This is a genomic window from Akkermansia sp. JRP_AM1, assembly GCF_049262625.1.
In the GTDB taxonomy this organism is placed as follows: Bacteria; Verrucomicrobiota; Verrucomicrobiia; order Verrucomicrobiales; family Akkermansiaceae; genus Akkermansia; species Akkermansia massiliensis.
Genome location: NZ_CP118234.1, coordinates 2860730 through 2877239, shown reverse-complemented (window position 1 = coordinate 2877239; position 16510 = coordinate 2860730). Strand labels below are relative to the sequence as shown.

General features: G+C 60.6%; 16 protein-coding genes and 1 pseudogene. 8 read left to right on the top strand and 9 right to left on the bottom strand.

Annotated elements, in window-relative coordinates; translation table 11 throughout:
- The 3 genes from PVA48_RS13870 (at position 1) to PVA48_RS13860 (ending at position 2620) form a co-directional block, all read left to right on the top strand.
- Positions 1–696: a DUF4230 domain-containing protein gene (locus tag PVA48_RS13870; protein WP_102722036.1), complete on the top strand. Its 696-nt coding sequence runs from the start codon at positions 1–3 to the stop codon at positions 694–696.
- A gap of 112 nt (positions 697–808) precedes the next feature.
- Positions 809–2056 carry an NADP-dependent isocitrate dehydrogenase gene (gene icd / locus PVA48_RS13865; RefSeq protein WP_102726408.1) on the top strand — a complete coding sequence of 416 codons (1248 nt, stop codon included), beginning with the start codon at positions 809–811 and terminating at the stop codon, positions 2054–2056.
- Between the two features lie 132 nt (positions 2057–2188).
- Complete coding sequence (locus PVA48_RS13860; RefSeq protein ID WP_102722034.1) at positions 2189–2620, top strand: VOC family protein; 432 nt, start codon at positions 2189–2191, stop codon at positions 2618–2620.
- A 105-nt stretch (positions 2621–2725) separates the two neighbouring features.
- Here PVA48_RS13860 and PVA48_RS13855 read toward each other — a convergent pair whose 3' ends face one another.
- From PVA48_RS13855 to nrfD, 8 genes are all read right to left on the bottom strand, one after another.
- Positions 2726–2878 (bottom strand): hypothetical protein, encoded by a 153-nt coding sequence (locus PVA48_RS13855; protein WP_180975158.1) that lies wholly within the window; start codon positions 2876–2878, stop codon positions 2726–2728.
- Between the two features lie 372 nt (positions 2879–3250).
- On the bottom strand, positions 3251–4870 hold the full coding sequence (locus tag PVA48_RS13850; RefSeq protein WP_423231919.1) for a c-type cytochrome: 1620 nt from the start codon (positions 4868–4870) through the stop codon (positions 3251–3253).
- Positions 4804–5568, bottom strand: coding sequence for a hypothetical protein (locus PVA48_RS13845; RefSeq protein WP_423231918.1), 765 nt, complete (start codon positions 5566–5568; stop codon positions 4804–4806). Before PVA48_RS13845 ends, PVA48_RS13850 begins: the two co-directional genes overlap by 67 nt.
- A complete protein-coding gene (locus PVA48_RS13840; RefSeq protein ID WP_102728188.1) occupies positions 5565–6794 on the bottom strand; it encodes a hypothetical protein in 1230 nt (409 codons plus the stop codon). The genes PVA48_RS13845 and PVA48_RS13840 overlap by 4 nt, the downstream gene beginning before the upstream one ends.
- Positions 6791–7150, bottom strand: coding sequence for a c-type cytochrome (locus PVA48_RS13835; RefSeq protein ID WP_215841918.1), 360 nt, complete (start codon positions 7148–7150; stop codon positions 6791–6793). The genes PVA48_RS13840 and PVA48_RS13835 overlap by 4 nt, the downstream gene beginning before the upstream one ends.
- Entirely contained in the window at positions 7113–7454 is a 342-nt protein-coding gene (locus PVA48_RS13830; RefSeq protein WP_423231917.1) for a hypothetical protein, read from the bottom strand. Before PVA48_RS13830 ends, PVA48_RS13835 begins: the two co-directional genes overlap by 38 nt.
- Before the next feature lie 210 nt (positions 7455–7664).
- Complete coding sequence (locus tag PVA48_RS13825) at positions 7665–8021, bottom strand: quinol:electron acceptor oxidoreductase subunit ActD (RefSeq protein ID WP_423231916.1); 357 nt, start codon at positions 8019–8021, stop codon at positions 7665–7667.
- Positions 8018–9358: an NrfD/PsrC family molybdoenzyme membrane anchor subunit gene (gene nrfD / locus PVA48_RS13820; RefSeq protein WP_180975157.1), complete on the bottom strand. Its 1341-nt coding sequence runs from the start codon at positions 9356–9358 to the stop codon at positions 8018–8020. Before nrfD ends, PVA48_RS13825 begins: the two co-directional genes overlap by 4 nt.
- Positions 9359–9514: 156 nt before the next feature.
- Here nrfD and PVA48_RS13815 point away from each other — a divergent pair, with 156 nt between their 5' ends.
- On the top strand, positions 9515–10669 hold the full coding sequence (locus PVA48_RS13815; protein ID WP_423231915.1) for a chorismate-binding protein: 1155 nt from the start codon (positions 9515–9517) through the stop codon (positions 10667–10669).
- Between the two features lie 12 nt (positions 10670–10681).
- Here the strand turns inward: PVA48_RS13815 and PVA48_RS13810 are convergent, their stop codons facing one another.
- Positions 10682–13081: a glycoside hydrolase family 31 protein gene (locus PVA48_RS13810; protein ID WP_102726338.1), complete on the bottom strand. Its 2400-nt coding sequence runs from the start codon at positions 13079–13081 to the stop codon at positions 10682–10684.
- 220 nt (positions 13082–13301) lie between these two features.
- On the opposite strand from PVA48_RS13810, the gene PVA48_RS13805 reads away from it, so the two are divergent.
- The 4 genes and pseudogenes from PVA48_RS13805 to PVA48_RS13790 all read left to right on the top strand — a co-directional run bounded on the left by PVA48_RS13805 (position 13302) and on the right by PVA48_RS13790 (position 16490).
- Positions 13302–14096, top strand: a complete 795-nt coding sequence (locus tag PVA48_RS13805; protein WP_423231914.1) for a glycogen/starch synthase — start codon at positions 13302–13304, stop codon at positions 14094–14096.
- Positions 14075–14599: a glycosyltransferase family 4 protein gene (locus PVA48_RS13800; RefSeq protein ID WP_423231913.1), complete on the top strand. Its 525-nt coding sequence runs from the start codon at positions 14075–14077 to the stop codon at positions 14597–14599. Before PVA48_RS13805 ends, PVA48_RS13800 begins: the two co-directional genes overlap by 22 nt.
- Before the next feature lie 48 nt (positions 14600–14647).
- A pseudogene (locus PVA48_RS13795) lies at positions 14648–15828 on the top strand (glycoside hydrolase family 57 protein).
- Positions 15829–16160: 332 nt separating this feature from the next.
- The gene (locus PVA48_RS13790) at positions 16161–16490 is read left to right on the top strand and encodes an autorepressor SdpR family transcription factor (RefSeq protein WP_102728183.1); all 330 of its coding nucleotides are present in this window, start codon (positions 16161–16163) and stop codon (positions 16488–16490) included.
- Positions 16491–16510 lie beyond the last annotated feature (20 nt).

Sequence of the window (16510 nt, the reverse complement as noted above, 5' to 3'; positions counted from 1 at the left end):
ATGAGTGATACCCCACCATCCTCCTTCCTGCATTCCCCTGCTGTCGTCGTTCTGGTTAAAGGCGCCGTCCTGATCGGGGCCCTGGCCATGCTGTTCTGGGGCGTGCGGTCCTGCATCACCGCCCCGGTGGAAAAACCGATGGAGGTGGCGGAAAAGTTGATTGAAGCAGGCAGGGAGGTAGGCCTCACCCTGATCAACAAGGGGTTTTCCTCCGACCACGGCGGCGTGGCCCTGATTGTGCAGAAGGACGAGAAGGTAGCCAACCTGGTGACCGTGGAACGGACGTTCGAGTATGAATACCGGTATTCCACCACGTGGTGGTGGAGTAAAAAGACGCTGATCCTGAAAGCGGCCTACCGCGCCCACGGAGGCATTGACCTGGAGGGACCCGAGCCGCTCCGGGTTATCATTCCCGCAGGGAACAAAGGACCCATTACCGCGGAGGGGCTTCACGGAAAGCTGGTTTCCTGCGAGATGGTGGAGGGCTCCCTCAGAATCGTGAGGGATGACGCCGGCATCTGGAACAGGCTGACTTCCGAAGACGCCGCCATTGCCGTCAACCAGTTGAACGAAAGCGCCCGGAAGCACATCATGGAGAGCGGCTTGATACGCCAGGCGGAAGAAAATTTCCTGCGCCGCCTCCGGGAAGAAGCCGGACAGCCGGAAGAACCGCCCGGAAAGGACCGCTGGTTCTGATACTGCCCGTACAAGAGGCTTGGCGGCCATCAAGAGCTCCATGATGCGCACTTCCCCATTCCGTTCTTTTATCTTGCCAAAACGGGCTGGCTCCTATAAAGGAACGCACGTCATGGCCAATTTAACATTCACCCCTCCCACGGACGGCGCAGCCGTCACCATGCAGAACGGCAGGCTTTGCGTTCCGGACAGGCCCATCATTCCCTTCATCATCGGTGACGGAACCGGGCCTGAAATCTGGGCGGCGGCTTCCCGGGTGATTGACGCGGCCGTGAAGAAAGCTTACCAGGGCAAGCGTTCCATTGCCTGGTATGAAGTTTTTGCCGGGCAGAAGTCCTTTGACAACCTGGGTACATGGCTCCCGAATGAGACGGTGGAAGCCTTCCGGACCTACCTGGTCGGCATCAAGGGCCCCCTCACCACCCCCGTGGGCGGCGGCATCCGCAGCCTGAACGTTACGCTGCGTCAGGATCTGGACCTGTTCGTCTGCCTGCGCCCGGTGCGCTATTTCAACGGCATTGAAACTCCCGTGAAGGCTCCGGAAAAGGTGGACATGGTCGTTTTCCGCGAGAATACGGAAGACATTTACGCCGGCATCGAATTCAAGGAAGGGTCCGAGGACGCCAAACTGTTTTTCGACACCATGAGCCGCATCTTCCCGGAGCGCATGAAGAAGGTGCGCTTCCCGGAGAGCTCCGGCTTCGGCATCAAGCCCGTTTCCCGTGAAGGCACGGAGCGCCTGGTGCGCGCCGCCATTGATTACGCCGTGGAGAACGGCCGCAAGAGCGTCACGCTGGTTCACAAGGGCAATATCATGAAGTTCACGGAAGGCGGCTTCCGCGACTGGGGGTACGACGTCGCGCGCCGGGAATACGGCGCCCAGCCCATCGGAGACGGCCCCTGGCTGAAGCTTCCCAACGGAATCGTGATCAAGGATTGCATTGCGGACGCCTTCCTTCAGGAAATCCTGCTTCATCCGGAGAATTTCGACGTGGTTGCCACGCTAAACCTGAACGGGGACTATATTTCCGACGCCCTGGCGGCGCAGGTAGGCGGCATCGGCATCGCGCCCGGCGGCAACATCAATTACCTGACGGGCCATTCCATTTTTGAAGCCACGCACGGCACCGGGCCCAAACTGGCCGGACTGGACAAGGCCAACCCCAGCTCCGTCATCCTGTCCGCGGAAATGATGCTGCGCTACATGGGCTGGACGGAAGCGGCAGACCTGCTGATTCAGGCCATTGACCAAGTGATTTCCGCAAAAACGGTCACGTTCGACCTCGCGGAAATGATTCCCGGTTCCACGGAGCTTTCCTGCTCCGCCTACGGCGACAAGCTGGTGGAAGCCCTGAGCTGACCTTTTCCCCGGCCACTTTCATCCGGCTGCCTTCCCGGTACACGGTGCGGAGGGCAGCCTTTTTTTTGCAGAGGAACCGATACCCGGGCCATCTCCATCAAACATTTCAAATACCATCCCATGAAGAAGAACATGAACAGAATGAACATCGTCTGCCTTGGAGTCAGGGACATGAAGAAGGCGCTGCAATTTTACCGTGACGGACTCGGTTTTAAAACGGATGAGACGGGCGACCATCCGGACGTCGTCTTTTTCAGCACTCCCGGCACCAAACTGGAGCTGTATCCGCTGGATTTGCTGGCAAAGGACATCAACGGAGAGAATCCTCCGCCCATCGGCGCCGGGTTCGGAGGAATTACGCTTGCCTATAATGCAAAAACGAAGGAGGAGGTAGTTGAAGTCATTGAACTGGCGCGGAACGCGGGAGCCAGGATCGTCAAGGAACCCCAGGATGTTTTCTGGGGCGGCTTCCATGGCTATTTTGCGGACCCGGACGGCTATTACTGGGAAGTTGCCTGGGGACCGAACGATGAATTTGACGACCGGGACATGCTCGTCCTGTAAGCCGGAACTATTTAAATAAAAGGGCTGCCGCACTTGGATATGGTGCGGCAGCCCCGTCATGTTTCCTGGGAAACGGCGTCAGTCCGTCACGGAAACTCTTTTCATTCAGACGCTCCCTTTTTCCGTCAGTTCGCAGGGTTCCGACGGAACGGTCCGTTCAGGCGCCGCTTCCCGGGATTTCCGGGAAGGCAAAGCGGCGGGGGAAAGTTCCGCGGAGCCTCCGGCAAGTTCTTCCACTAGGGCGGCAACCATGTCCATGGGCCGTATTGGACCAGGAGCCTACGGAAACACAGGAGTTCCCTACCTTGATATGATCCCCAGGGCGGCTCCGACGGACATGGAGCCCGCAATGGTGCCCCGGTCATCCCTGGTGGAAGATTGATAACCTATCACGACATTGTCAGTGCCATTGTCGACGCTGGCATTTGTCCCGATAACAACGTTTTTGTCCGAAGCAATGGCGGACGTATTTTCCAAATTCATGGAATGGCATTTGCCTCTGTTTCCGCCGCGTATTCAAGAAGCGTAAAGCGTGGAATTTTTCTGCAACCGCCCTCCTGCATTGCTTGAAACCGTGCAGAAAAAACATGCCGCGCGGAGAGCGGCCGGCAACCGTAATGACATGTGCCGTTACAGCTCCCGGCGGATGGCGTCCATCTGTTCCGGCGTGTAGGCCGCCTTTTCCACTCCGCCGAACTGGCGGCGAAGGAACGTGAGCAGGTTCGCCAGGTCACGGGAATTCGTCACGCCGGGCGGCAGCATGGTGGAATTCCATTCCTTCCCGTTCACCGTGATCGGCCCGGTCAGCCCCTGGAGGATGATTTTGACGATTTCCGCATCAGGCTTTTCCTTCAGCCATTCGGACCCGGCCAGGGGCGGATAGGTCACCTTGTCCCCCATGCCGTCGTTGCCGTGGCAAATGGCGCATTTGGAAAGGTACACGCCCCTTCCTTTTTCCATGACGGCGGCCGCACGGGCTCTTTTCAGGCGTTCCATGTCCACCGTGGGAGGATGGGCGGCATAGTCCGGATGAATGTGGGACAGGCCAGGAAAAGAATGAATCCGGTCGCGTTTCCGGGAGGGTTCCACTCTCCTGAGGGAAGCAAGATAGTTCAACAGCCGTTCCCCGCGCCCGGAAGGCACCAGTTCCCGGCCCTGCTCCATCCGGACAGGCAGGGCATCCAGGGAAGGGGCATTCCCCTCCACCGGGCGTTCTTCAAACATGCCGGGCATGGAGGGGCACACGGTCCAGGGCTTTTTAAACTGCGGTTCCCGCGGGTTGTAAAGATGAAGGGCCAGCCATTCCCTTACCTGCGCGGCGCGGCGCGTGCCGCCGGATACCGCGTCTTCATATTCCAGCCTGCCTGCGGCGTATTCCGCCGCATTGCTCAAATCCGGCCCTACCGCCGCCACGCCCGCCTGCGGAGCGCCCTCCCCGTTGAATTCGGCATCCATGTCTTCCGGCTCGCTGACCCGGTAAGGGAAATCCGGGTCCGTGCCGCGGTCGATTGCCGTCTGCCAGTCCTTCCCGGACATGGAACGCCGGATGATCTGGGTGTGGCACAGGGCGCACCCCTCAGCGGCATAAATCCTGGCTCCTGCCGCATCCTGGACGGGCCGCCTGACCTCCAGTGAGTCCGGCGCGGGAGCATGCAGCAGGACAGCCGCCGCCGTAGCCAGCAACAGAACAGCCGCAACGGCGGCAATGAAGAAAAGACGCTGCGGAACCGGAGTTTCCATTTCCGGGTTCCCGGCATCCGCCGGACGCCACAGGCAAAGGCTTCCCGCCAGGCACAGAGCCATGGCAACGGCATGGACGCAGGCCGCCATGCCCACCCAGCCGCTCATCAGTTCCGCGCGCCGGGCTTCCGGAAAAGCCTGAACATCCACCGCGGCAACCACGCCCACGGCATAAGCCAGAAGCACGCCGCAAACGCCGGCGCCCAACAGCCACCATGCCGCAGGAAACCGCACGGGCCCCTTCCTTCCGGCCATCATCAGCGCTCCGGCTCCCAGCAGGATCCACAATTCCGCCTCATGCCACGCGGACAGGGAAAACTGCATCAGCTCCGGCCACGCCCCGGCAAACACGTCCCACACTGCCAGCAAGGCAAGCAGGGAAACCGCGGCTTTCAGCCACGTCCCGGTCTCCGGACCGGATTTCATCCAAAGATACACCGCCATCAGCACGGCGGGAACCGCGGCGCACCACGACCAGACGGCCCCGGCTTCCGCCAGCGCCCAGGGCACGGGAAAACCCCGGAGCCCCCCAGACCGCCTACCACCGGAGCCGCCGCCAGCACGGCGGCCATCCAGACGGCCAGTATTCCAAAACCGCGGCCTTTGGCCATGTTCAAGCGGAACGCCGCCGCTCCCAGCGCGGCAAACATCAGCCCGCAGGACAGGCTGCCTTCCAGGGAGGAGGCGTCCAGCAGGCCGTTCATGGACAAAGCCTGCGTATAACCCAGCGCCAGAAGGGCCGCCGCCGTGCATCCCGCGGAGGAACTGAACAGCAGCCGCACGGGCCACGGGAACGGCCGGAACCACGCAGCGCACGCCTTGCCGGCGGCAAGGATGGCAAACACCGGGCAAACCCACCAGTCAAAGGGCATCAGGAGCAGGCCGCTTCCGTCTCCCGTCATAATCGTGGCCATCCCCAGCACAACGCAGAGGTGCCAGAGCCATTCCGCGGGTTTCAGCCGCCTGCATCCGTTCTCCGCCATGAAAGAAAACAGGACGGGGAGGGCCCATCCGTACACCAGCGCACCGTAAAAGGAGAACATGAGGCGCCCAGCCGGCCACGGCAGCGGAACACCCGCCACCAGTCCGGAGGCATGGACCAGGGACCACACCAGCCCCAGCACGCAGGCCGCCGCCAGCCAGAACAGGGGCAGCCACTCGTCCGGACGGCGGCGGAACAGGGAAGAAACGGCGGCGGGAACATTCATCGTGATTCGGGAAATACCCTGCGGACGCTCAAGGCCCCCAGGAAGGAAAAACAGCAGACCAGGCCCATCGCCACCAGGAGCAGGACGAGGGGGAGCCACGTGCCCCACGCAGCCGGTTCCAGCCCAAAGCCGGGGCAGAACATCCAGCACGCTTCCAGCAGGGAGCCAAGCAGGATGCAGACGCAGACCGCGCCCAGCGCAGACGGGCGGCGTCTCAACGCGGGAAAGAGCAAAACGAGGAAAGGCACCAGAAGCTGGAGCGCCAGAGCCGCGGACAGGAGCCCGGACCAGGAGAAGGCGGCGTCATAAAAAGACATTTCAGCCGGAAGGGAGGCATACCATGTAATCATGTACTGGGAGTACGTGATGTATGCTTTCACCAGCACCATGGCCGTCAGCATGCCGCCCAGGCGCGGCCACGGCAATCCCTTCCCTCCGTCCAGCTTCCTCAGGCACGCCGCGGCCAGCACCGCTAATGCCAGAGACGCCAGCAGGGCATACGCAACCATGTACACGGGGAACATGGAAAGAACGGCCCTTCCCGTCCCTGCCAGCATGTCAATCCCCAGCACGCCCAGCATCATCACCGTCACAATCATGCAGAAAGCGGCGCTCCCCCGGCGGAAGGAAGGCTGCCAGACGTTTTTTTCCGCCGCCAGCGTCTCCCATACCTGGGCCATGCTCCAGGCCAGCACTACGATGATTCCCATGCGCACATACAGCCACGCCGGATTCCACCACGCGGGATCAGCCAGGTCCAGCACGCCGAAGGCCTGGACGGCGGGAGAGGAAATATCCGCCACGCCCCAGTAGCGGGCCGCCTCCGGAAAGATGACGGTAGTCAGGCAGCCGACCGTTCCCGCCAGCACCAGAACGCCGGGTAAAAAGCCCCAGCAGGCCGCCGCCAGCACCCGCCTCAGCGTGATACCCCACCCGGCTCCCGTCAGGGAAGACAGGCAGAGCCAGAACAGGCACCCCAGGCAAACGCCCGTACCGATGACGCCCACCGCCATTCCGGCGGCGGCAAACGGTTTTCTCCATTCATGCAGCCGGGTTCCGGCCACCGTCATCTCATCCCACGGCATGGCGTTAAAAGACTGGCGCATCAGCACGCACCACAGCAGCACGGAAATGATCCACAGGGCAAGGGCGGCGGAACGTCCGGCCCAGCCGAATCCCGGCCTGTCCCGGCGTTCCCTTCCGGTTGATGATGTATTGCTGTTCATGGACGGTGTTCCCCCTGTCTAGTAACGGGTCGCTCTTCCTGCGGGGGCGCCGGGAGCGCCTGAAGCCGGCGGACGAACGCCACCAGGCACCAGATTTCCCGGGCCGTGAGAATGTTTCCGAAAGCGGGCATGTTCCCCTGCCCCAGCCGAATGCTCCTGAACATTTTTCCGGGAGAATAGGCCGCATACTTTTCATCCCGGAAGGAGCCTATCTGAGGGTAGGTGTCATAAGCGGCCATGCTGCCGCGTCCGTTTCCATCCGCACCGTGGCAGACGGCGCAATGCGCCAGATACAGCGTGCGCCCCTCCGCCAGCACGTCACGGCTGCGGGAAACCCCGCCCAATTCCAGGGGCATGATATCCTCCTCCCCCCTGCATGCGGCCGGAGGAAAAATAGGAGCCCTCCGCGGCAAAGGAATCCCGGTCATTCCCCCGTTCACGGACTGCCTCCCCCGTTCCCAGGGATTGCGCGACGGCATGGGGCGGCGTCAGGCGGACCTTCCGGCCTGCGGGAGTGAAGGGCTCCCGCACCTGCTGGGCGTCCGCCAGCGGACGCTCGTTCATATTGTCAAACAAATGGGGCGCGGCATTCCTGCCCCCGTCATCCCTCACCATGAACCAGAGCGCCCCCAGCAGAACCAGGGCGGCTATCGCCGTCATGCCGCCTCTCATGAACGGCCCCCTTCCTCATGGATGTATTCGCTCGCGTCCGGATGCAGTGCCGCAGCAAGAGCGGCGGCACGATCTTCACGGCCGCCTTCCAGCAGAATGAAATAACCGTCCCCGTGTTCATCCGTCCTGAAGAAATCACACTCGAACGCCCAGTCGTTCCACCGGGGAGAACGGCCCCTTTCAGGAACCCGGCGGCAGTCAGAAGTCCGGCCCCGAGCAAGGTCCCTTCAAACAGGGGGGAACGTACGCGGGCCAGTTGTCCCAGCCCTGCACCCTGCCCTGGGTCATGAGAGGATCCGCACAGAACTGCGTCCAGTAAAGCCACAGGGCCACGGCCAGGAATCCGCACACTCCGCCAGCCGCGGCCCACAGCCGCACGCCTGCGCCTACGGCCCTCCCGGCATGACGGTTGGCAAACCGGACGGCGGCGCAGGGATAAGGCGCACAGACCTCCCAGAAGACGCCCTCCTCCTTCACCAGCGTCCGGACGGCCTGAAGGAGCGCTTCTTCCGAAGAAAAGGAAAGCACCCAGCCGGAAGTGACGCGCTTCTTCATGCCCCGCCCTCCTTGTTCAGGGATTGCTGTTCCCGCACGTCGCACAGGGAAAAAAACGGAGTCACGCGCACCAGCACCATGTACAGCGCCGTGAACAGCCCCACGCTCCCGGCCATCATGGCCAGGTCCGTCAGGCTGGGGGAATAATCCCCGATATTGGCGGCCAGCAGGGAGGCTTTCAGGGAATTCACGACGATCCAGAAGCGTTCCATCCACATGCCGGCAAGCACGCCCAAGGCCACGACCGCAATCACCCACCGGTTGGTGCGCAGGGAGCGGAACCAGAACAACTGGGGCAGCAGCACGTTCCCGGCGACCATGGCGCCCAGGAACACGGCATTCACGGGATTCCTGCCCGGGAACAACGCCGGAGAGCCTCCATTCAGCACCACGGCCAGGTGCTCCCACAGATACATGGCCCCCATCACCAGGGCCAGGGCCAGCACGAAGCGGGAGCTCAAATCCAGAATGGCCGGCGTAATGGCCTGCCGGACGCCGCTGCCGGACATCAGGCGGCGCACCCCCAGAAGAATCAACTGGACCATCGCCATGCCGCTCAAAATGGCGCCCCCCACGAAATAGGGCGGAAAAATGCTCTGGTGCCACCCCGGCACCTGCGTCACGGAAAAGTCAAAGCTCACCACGGAATGGACGGATACCACCAGGGGAGTCAGGATGGCCGCAAAAAGCAGGCTGGCCTTTTCATAGGCGCGCCACTGGCGCCCCGTCCCCTGCCAGCCCAGAGCCAGCCATCCGTACCGCCGCCTCAAATGCCCCGCGCAGCAATCCCGCAGCAGCGCGAAATCCGGCACCAGCCCGATGTACCAGTACAACAGGGAAAGCAGGAAATACGTGCTGACGGCCATGACGTCCCACATCAGGGGGGAGGCCATGTCCGGCCAGATGCCGCTCACCTCCGGCAGGGGGGAGGCCATCCACGCCATCCAGACACGCCCCACGTGCACCACGGGAAAGACGGCGGCGCAGACCACCGCGCACAGGGTCATCTGTTCCGCCCCGCGGGCAATCGGGCTTCTCCATGACTGGCGGGTCAGCAGCAGGACGGCCGAAATCAGGGTGCCCGCATGTCCCAGGCCTATCCAGAAGACAAAATGCACGATGTCCAGCCCCCACACCACGTTATTGTTCAGCCCCAGCACTCCCACACCCTCCGCGGCAATGCGCCAGGAACTCCACCCCACACCCCACGCCGCCAGCAGCACGCTGGCGAGAAACACGCTCCACCATACGGGGCCGAGCGGCTTCCGCACCTCCGCCAGCATGGTCTTCACCGGAACGGCGGAGGAAGAAAGGGCTGGCGCTGGTCTGGTCATCATCTGCATATTGGGCGGAAGCTCGTTAGAGCTTACTTGAGTGCTTTTTCCCGTCAATTCAAAAGGGGAAGGCACGTGACATGACGCGAGGTTCTGTTTTTCCGGGGACATATTCCCGGGAGTAAGGGGCTCCGGCCCCTTACAAACTCCGGACAGGAAATGGAAAAAGGAAAAATCCCCTGCGCTATGCTGCGGAAGAGGTTTCACGCACGAAGGCCGGAGGCCTTCGCTCCCGGGAGAAGCTCCACAAACATTCAAATAGCTGGAATTCCCTGCCACAGCATTTTAACATGGCCCCCGCATGGACATAAACACGCTGACTTCCGGAGCCCTGATCAGACACCCTTCCCGCGGCCTTCTTCTCGGGACCGGGCCCTTCCGGGAATCGGCCGCCCCCCGGATTCCGGCCCCGCCTTCTATGTCAACACGTTCCGCCTGGATGACCCGCAGCCGTGGAAAATACCGTCCGCCCTGCATCCCATTCCGGAACCGGAAAGCCCCACGCCGCCCGCTCCGGAAATCCTGTGGACGGAACCGTCCCCGGACGCGTATGCCCAGGTATTCGCGGAAATGATTGAACAAATCGCCTCCGGACATCTGGTGAAAAGCGTTCCGGCAACGCCCCAGTTTGGAGAGATGCAGCCTCCCCACGTTCCCCGTGAACTCATCCTGCGGGCCGTCAACGGTTCCCCGCTTCATTACCCCTATGCCTGGTGGACGGAGCAGGAAGGCTTCTGCGGAGCCACCCCGGAAACCCTGTTCCACCAGCAGGGACGACGCCTGACGACCATGGCCCTGGCCGGAACGGCGCGGCCGGAAGACGAGGGCGTCTTCATCAATGACGACAAGGAAATCCGCGAACATGAAATCGTGGCCGGCAGCATCCTTTCCCGCCTGTCCCCCTACGGCAGCGTCACCAGAACGGCCCGCAGCGTGCTGAACCTGGATACCCTGATCCACTTTGCCACCTACCTCACCCTGGAAGCGGACGAACTGCTGCCGCCGGACCACTGGATACGGCTGCTCCACCCCACTCCGGCCCTGGGATCCCAGCCCCGGACGGAGAAGACACTCGCCCAGTTGGACGACTGGCGTTCGCGCCTCCGCTGTCCGTCCCATTTCGGCGCTCCGTTCGGATTTCTGGAAGACGGAGACTTCTTCTGCCTGGTGGGCATCCGGTCCATGTACTGGCAGGGGCGGCGGCTCGCGCTCTGCACCGGGGGCGGGGTGGTGGCCTCCTCCACCCTGACGCATGAATGGCGGGAGCTGAAATTAAAGCGGGATACGGTCAGGCGCAGTTTCCTGCTTCCCTGACATTCCCGCCTGTTATTCCTCCGTCCAGCAGGCGGAAAGCGTCTCAAACTTGCCCTCTACCGGGATTCTCCATACCCGGCCATCCCTCGCCACGCCACGGCAGGGAACGCCGTCCATGTGCGCGCTGAGGGCAATCCCGGCAGGCAGGCCGTGCAGAACAACCTCCGCGGACTCATGGAACGCGCAGGGGTCCCCTTCGCACTTCCACGCCAGTTCCAGGGAATGGGAACCGGTGCCGCGGTAAAGGAACTCATGAACGGCGCATTCCCCGTTCCGGTACGCATAGCCGTCCCCCGCATCCTCATACAGGTGGGAGGCCACTTCCTCATCCGGCGCCCACCAGACGTCCAGTGTCAGCGGGGGCCGCGGCAGTTCGCCTGCGTGCTGCTGCACCGGCCAATGGGGAATGACCGCCCCGCCGCGCACGTACACGGGCAGGAAGGAAAGCGGGCATTTCACCCAGACATCCTTTCCGGTATCCTCCATCAGGCTGTCCGTGTGGTAGGAATACCAGACGCCTTCCGGGATGTAGAGGAAGCGGCCGCCTTCCTGCGGCTCATGGATGGGAATGACGTACAGATGGTCGCCGAAGAAATATTCCGCCCCCCGCCAGTAGGTGTCCCTGTTCCTGAAGCATTGAAGGGCCAGGGAGCGCAGCACGGGCATCCCCGTCTCCGCGTAACGGCGGAACTGCGTGTAAATGTAGGGAAGCAGGCGGTAGCGGCCCTCAATGGCGGCTTTCACGTATGCGGTGGCCTCCTGTCCGAACACCCAGGGCTCCTGGCCTCCGAATTCCCCGGAGGAATGATTGCGGAAAAGCCCGTGGAACGCGGCCATCTGCATCCAGCGGCAAAACAGCTCCGGCGTGGGATGCCCCATGAAGCCCCCCGCATCCGCCCCCGCGAAGGAGATGCCCGAGGCGGCAAGCCGCTGGCACTGGAAATTGGCCAGCTTCAAATGCTCCCAGCTGGACCGGTTGTCCCCCGTCCAGGTGGCGGCAAAGCGCTGCAATCCGGCAAAACCGGACCGGGACAGCAGGAAGGGACGCCTGTCCGGAGCGTGGCGCTTCATGCCCAGCCAGGAGGCTTCCGCCATGCACTGCCCGTAAATGTTATGGGCCTTTTCATGGGAACAGGGCATGCCGTCGTACTCATGCCGCGTATCCATCGGGAACGTGCGGTCCGGAAAGACGACAGGCTCGTTCATGTCGTTCCAGAGGCCGCGCACGCCCACCTCTTCCAGATCATGCCTGAACAGGTCCGCCCACCAGCTGCGGACGGCCGGGGCCGTGAAATCCGGAAAATTGCAGAGTCCCGGCCAGACTTCCTCCGACAAAAGATTGCCCTCCGACCGCCGGCAGAAATAATTCCGTTCCAAACCCTCCGCCCAAACAGGATTGGCGGGGTTGATCTTCACGCCGGGATTCACGATCAGGACCGTCTTCACGCCGTCCTCCTCCAGAGAGCGGACCATCCCCGCCGCATCGGGGAAATTGTGCCTGTCCCACGTAAACCCCTCCTTCTGCTCCATGTAATGGTGGTCCAGATGGACGGCGTCGCACGGGATGCCCAGGTCCCGGAACCGCTCCACCAGGTTATACACGGCCTTGTCCGGATAATAGCTCCATTTGGACTGGTGGTAGCCCAGCGCCCACAGCGGCGGCAGTTCGGGCGTGCCGGTAAGGCGCGTGTAGGCGGCTACGATGTCCAGAGGGCTGCGGTCATAAATGAAGTAATAATTCATCAGGCCGCCGAACGACCCGAAAGCCAGCACCTTTTCATCCGAGGCGCCGAAGTCGAAGTACGAGCGGCACGTATTGTCAAACAGCAGGCCGTACGCCTTCCCTTCCCGCAGGCTGAGGAAAAACGGAACGCTCTTGTAGAGAGGATCCGATTCCTCGTGAAAATCATAATGGTCCGCCCCCCACATGGAGAAATACTTGCCCCTCAGGTTCAGGGCGCAGGGCTTGTCCCCCAGCCCGAAAAAATGCTCCGTGTCCTGAAGCCTTTTCCGTATCCACACGCGGGCGTCCCCCGTCCAGTCCTTGGACTCCCGGCCAAAGCCGCCTTCATCCGCCAGCAGGGGTTCGTCCGTGACAATATCGTAAAAATCCACCTTTTGCTCCTCCGTACGGATGCGAATCCGCAGCAGGGACGTTTCAATGACATGCACTTCGGCTTCGTCATACTCCCGGACCTCCGCGCCGGGGGCGGAATACCCGGGGCTGACGGCATAGCTGGGCTCATCTTCCGGCACCGGTCCGGTGAAATACGTCACGCGGACAATTCCATCGTCCGCAAGGCACACGCTGAGAGTTATTTTAGAAACCGCATTGGTGTATTCCCATTTGACGAGACGCCCCCGGAGAGGGGGCGTTTTTCGTCTTTCAGGGATGTTGGGAGAGGTGCACATTGAAGCCAAACAGAAGAGAGAATCAAAAGCGTTCGATTCAGATTAAATTAATTTCATGACGAACGCAAGATTGAACTAAACCACCATTTTTCTTTTCATTATTAGGACAAAATTACTCATATTACTCTAGACCGAACATGAAAAATCTGGTTTTATTGCGTTGGTGCACAACACGGCATGAGGCCGCTTCCTTCCCGACACCGACAACCCACATCAACCAATGAGCACAATCCGAGTTCTTACATTAGGATGGGAATTCCCACCCCTGGTTAACGGGGGGCTGGGCATTGCCTGCCTGGGCCTTTCCAAGGCGCTGGCAAAAAAAGTGGATTTAAGAGTGATTGTCCCCAAGGCCGATCCTTCCGTTCTTTTTGACGGGTTCCAGCTCACTGGTCTCAACAACGTCTCCTATCGGGAAGTGGAGCAAGTGGACCGGAAGTATTCCTATGACAGCTTCGCCCTGGTGGAGCACGCCCCCATTGAACTGGACCCCTACACCACCGTGGAGGGGGAATCCGGCGTGGTGCAGTTCACCAAGGAAGGCCGCATCACCTTCTCCAAGACGCATGAAGCGGACCTCCAGCTATTCAAAAACAAGGAGGACCTCTATGCCGGGGACCTGGCCCTGAAAGTCATCCAGTTCTCCAAAATCGCGGTAAAAGTCGCCATGCAGCAGGACTTTGACATCATCCACGCCCATGACTGGATGACTTACCTGGCCGGCGTGGAGGTGAAAAAAGCCACGGGCAAGCCCCTGGTGGTGCACCTGCACGCCTCCCAGTTTGACCGCGCCGGAGCGGACGCCCGCGGATGGATTTACGATATTGAAAAATTCGGCATGGAACAGGCGGACGCCGTCATTCCGGTCAGCAAATACACGGGCACCATCGCCAGCGGGCACTACGCCATAGACCCCCATAAAATCTTCCCCATCCACAACGGGGCGGACCCCGTCAAGGTTTTCAAGGGAAAGAAAAATTTCCGGAAAAGCTCGTGCTCTTCCTGGGACGCCTGACGGCCCAGAAAGGTCCGGGCTTCTTCCTGCAAATTGCCGCCAAGGTTCTGGAGCAGACGGACGACGTGCGCTTCGTCATGGCCGGTACCGGGGAAAAACTCCGCCAGTTGATTGAATCCGGAGCCTTCAAGGGCGTGGGCGACAAATTCCACTTCACCGGCTTCCTGAACAAGGACAAGGTGAATGACCTCCTCTCCATCACGGACATCTACTGCATGCCCTCCGTATCGGAGCCCTTCGGCCTGTCGGCTCTGGAAGCCGCCCAATTCAACATTCCCGCCGTGATCTCCAAGCAGTCCGGCGTGGCGGAAGTCATGAAGGGAGCCCTGAAAGCGGACTTCTGGGACGTCAACAAGATGGCGGAACACATCGTCCATCTCTGCACGGATGAGGAACTGTACCGGAAAGTGGTGGAACAAAGCACGGAGGACATCAAGGCCTCCACCTGGGACGCCGCCGCAGACAAGGTCATCCGGGTTTACGAACATGTGCTGAACCGCTAAGAACCGCCTTTTCACCCCACACGATAACTCCCAGCCCTTTCCCCGTACATGAGCAACATTTCCCTCACTTTCGTGGCACACCAGCCCAACCGGCTGATTCATTACGACTTCTTCAAAATTGGAGAACACGCCTTCTATGAAGATGACAATCTGAATGCCCGCGTGCTCAGCACGGTGGCGGAACGCTGCTACTTCCCGGCCACTCGGCTGATGAAGCAGCTCATCGAACTCACAGGGGGCAAATTCCGCTTCGGGCTGGCCCTCAGCGGCGTCATTCTGGAACAGGCCCTGTACCACAGGCCGGACCTGATTGCCGCCTTCAAGGAGCTGGCTGAAACCGGCTGCGTGGACTTTCTGGTGATGCCGTACTACAACTCCCTCGCCTCCGTCTACTCACCGCAGGAATTTGCGGAGCAGATTGAAGAGCACCGGGAACTCCTTAAAAACTCTTCCGCCAGGAATCAGACGTGCTGATGAACACCGGCATGCTGTACTCCAACGCCATTGCGGCGCAGGCGGAAACGCTCGGCTTCAAGGGCATCATGGCGGACGGCAATCCGGCGATGCTCAAGGGATTCACCAGCAATGAAGTATTCCTGGCCCCGTGGGTCTATAACACCACCACCATATTCCGCAACCGGGAACTCTCCAATGACCTGGCGATCATGAGAACCGATCCGGAATGGCCGGAATACCCGCTTTCCCCCACCACCTTCGCGGACTGGCTGACGCACCAGCAGGGCAGCGTCACCACCCTGTCCATGGACTATGAGACGCTTGGCGAACGCCAGTCTGACGCTACGGGCGTCTTTGAATTCTGGCGCACCATGATCCTTGCCTGCGTGGATGCCGGCAACCGGTTCATGACCCCGTCTGAAGTGGTGCGTGAAATCAAGCCCGTCTCCGTCTGCGAATGCACCCAGGAAATGACCTGCTCCACCTTCGGAACCATGTCCCATTGGAACGGCAACGTCATGCAGGACGAAGCCATCCGCAAAATCTACCGCCTGGAAAAACCGGTCAAGGCCGCCAATGACAAGGACCTCACCCACGTCTGGCGCAAGCTCCAGAGTGCGGACCACTTCCATTACATGCAGAAGGAAAACTCCTTCACCCCGTATGCCTCTGCCTTTGACGCGTACATCTACTACATGAACGCCCTGGCGGACCTGCAAATCCGCGTCAAAAGGGAATCACAGAACGCTCCGGTCCCTGCGGCAGCCTCCTGAAGCTCCCCTTGGAGCGCAGCGAACATTTGCAGCATTCGACCTGAAACTGGAAGCGTCAGCGAACGCTCCTCCCCACCGTACGTTCTCCATCCGCACAAATGATTCAGTTTGCTGCAAAGGCTTGCGGCGCGGGAAAGCTTTAGACTAAATCCTTGGAATCCATATCCGGATAGCGGACGGCGGTCCGGTTTAAAGAATGATCCCACCAGAGCGGCTATCACGACACGCAGGAACGTAATAAACAAGTGTTCCCGTTCGGTCCTTCTCTTCATTTTTGTTGACCTCGCCGGGAATCCATATTAGAAATATTTAACATTAAAGTTAAATATAAAATGAATAATCCCTCTTCCCTGCAACCTACGCTCAGAGCCCTGGCTGACCCCACACGCCGTGAAATTCTGGAAATACTGAAAAACGGCGCCATGCCGGCCGGAGAAATCGCGGAACATTTCAGTATTACCGGAGCCGCTATCTCCCGCCACCTGTCTGTTTTAAAAGAAGCCGATCTCGTCCGCGACCACAGGGAAGGCAAATTCATCTTTTACGATATCAACCTGAGCGTTCTTCAAGAAATACTGGTCTGGATAGGCAATTTCAAGGCGGCCCGCGAAACATCCTCCGGAAAATGGAGCAAAATCATCGGAACCCAGCCCAATCATTAAACGCCATGCAGCCAACCCCG

Coding starts and splice junctions, on each gene's coding strand:
- PVA48_RS13805 (WP_423231914.1), top strand. CDS start 13,302: ATGAGCACAATCCGAGTTCTTACATTAGGATGGGAATTCCCACCCCTG.
- PVA48_RS13845 (WP_423231918.1), bottom strand. CDS start 5,568: ATGAATGTTCCCGCCGCCGTTTCTTCCCTGTTCCGCCGCCGTCCGGAC.
- PVA48_RS13790 (WP_102728183.1), top strand. CDS start 16,161: ATGAATAATCCCTCTTCCCTGCAACCTACGCTCAGAGCCCTGGCTGAC.
- PVA48_RS13810 (WP_102726338.1), bottom strand. CDS start 13,081: ATGTGCACCTCTCCCAACATCCCTGAAAGACGAAAAACGCCCCCTCTC.
- PVA48_RS13840 (WP_102728188.1), bottom strand. CDS start 6,794: ATGAACAGCAATACATCATCAACCGGAAGGGAACGCCGGGACAGGCCG.
- PVA48_RS13830 (WP_423231917.1), bottom strand. CDS start 7,454: ATGACGGCGATAGCCGCCCTGGTTCTGCTGGGGGCGCTCTGGTTCATG.
- PVA48_RS13860 (WP_102722034.1), top strand. CDS start 2,189: ATGAACAGAATGAACATCGTCTGCCTTGGAGTCAGGGACATGAAGAAG.
- nrfD (WP_180975157.1), bottom strand. CDS start 9,358: ATGATGACCAGACCAGCGCCAGCCCTTTCTTCCTCCGCCGTTCCGGTG.
- PVA48_RS13815 (WP_423231915.1), top strand. CDS start 9,515: ATGGAAAAAGGAAAAATCCCCTGCGCTATGCTGCGGAAGAGGTTTCAC.
- PVA48_RS13825 (WP_423231916.1), bottom strand. CDS start 8,021: ATGAAGAAGCGCGTCACTTCCGGCTGGGTGCTTTCCTTTTCTTCGGAA.
- PVA48_RS13855 (WP_180975158.1), bottom strand. CDS start 2,878: ATGGACATGGTTGCCGCCCTAGTGGAAGAACTTGCCGGAGGCTCCGCG.
- PVA48_RS13870 (WP_102722036.1), top strand. CDS start 1: ATGAGTGATACCCCACCATCCTCCTTCCTGCATTCCCCTGCTGTCGTC.
- PVA48_RS13835 (WP_215841918.1), bottom strand. CDS start 7,150: ATGCCCCTGGAATTGGGCGGGGTTTCCCGCAGCCGTGACGTGCTGGCG.
- icd (WP_102726408.1), top strand. CDS start 809: ATGGCCAATTTAACATTCACCCCTCCCACGGACGGCGCAGCCGTCACC.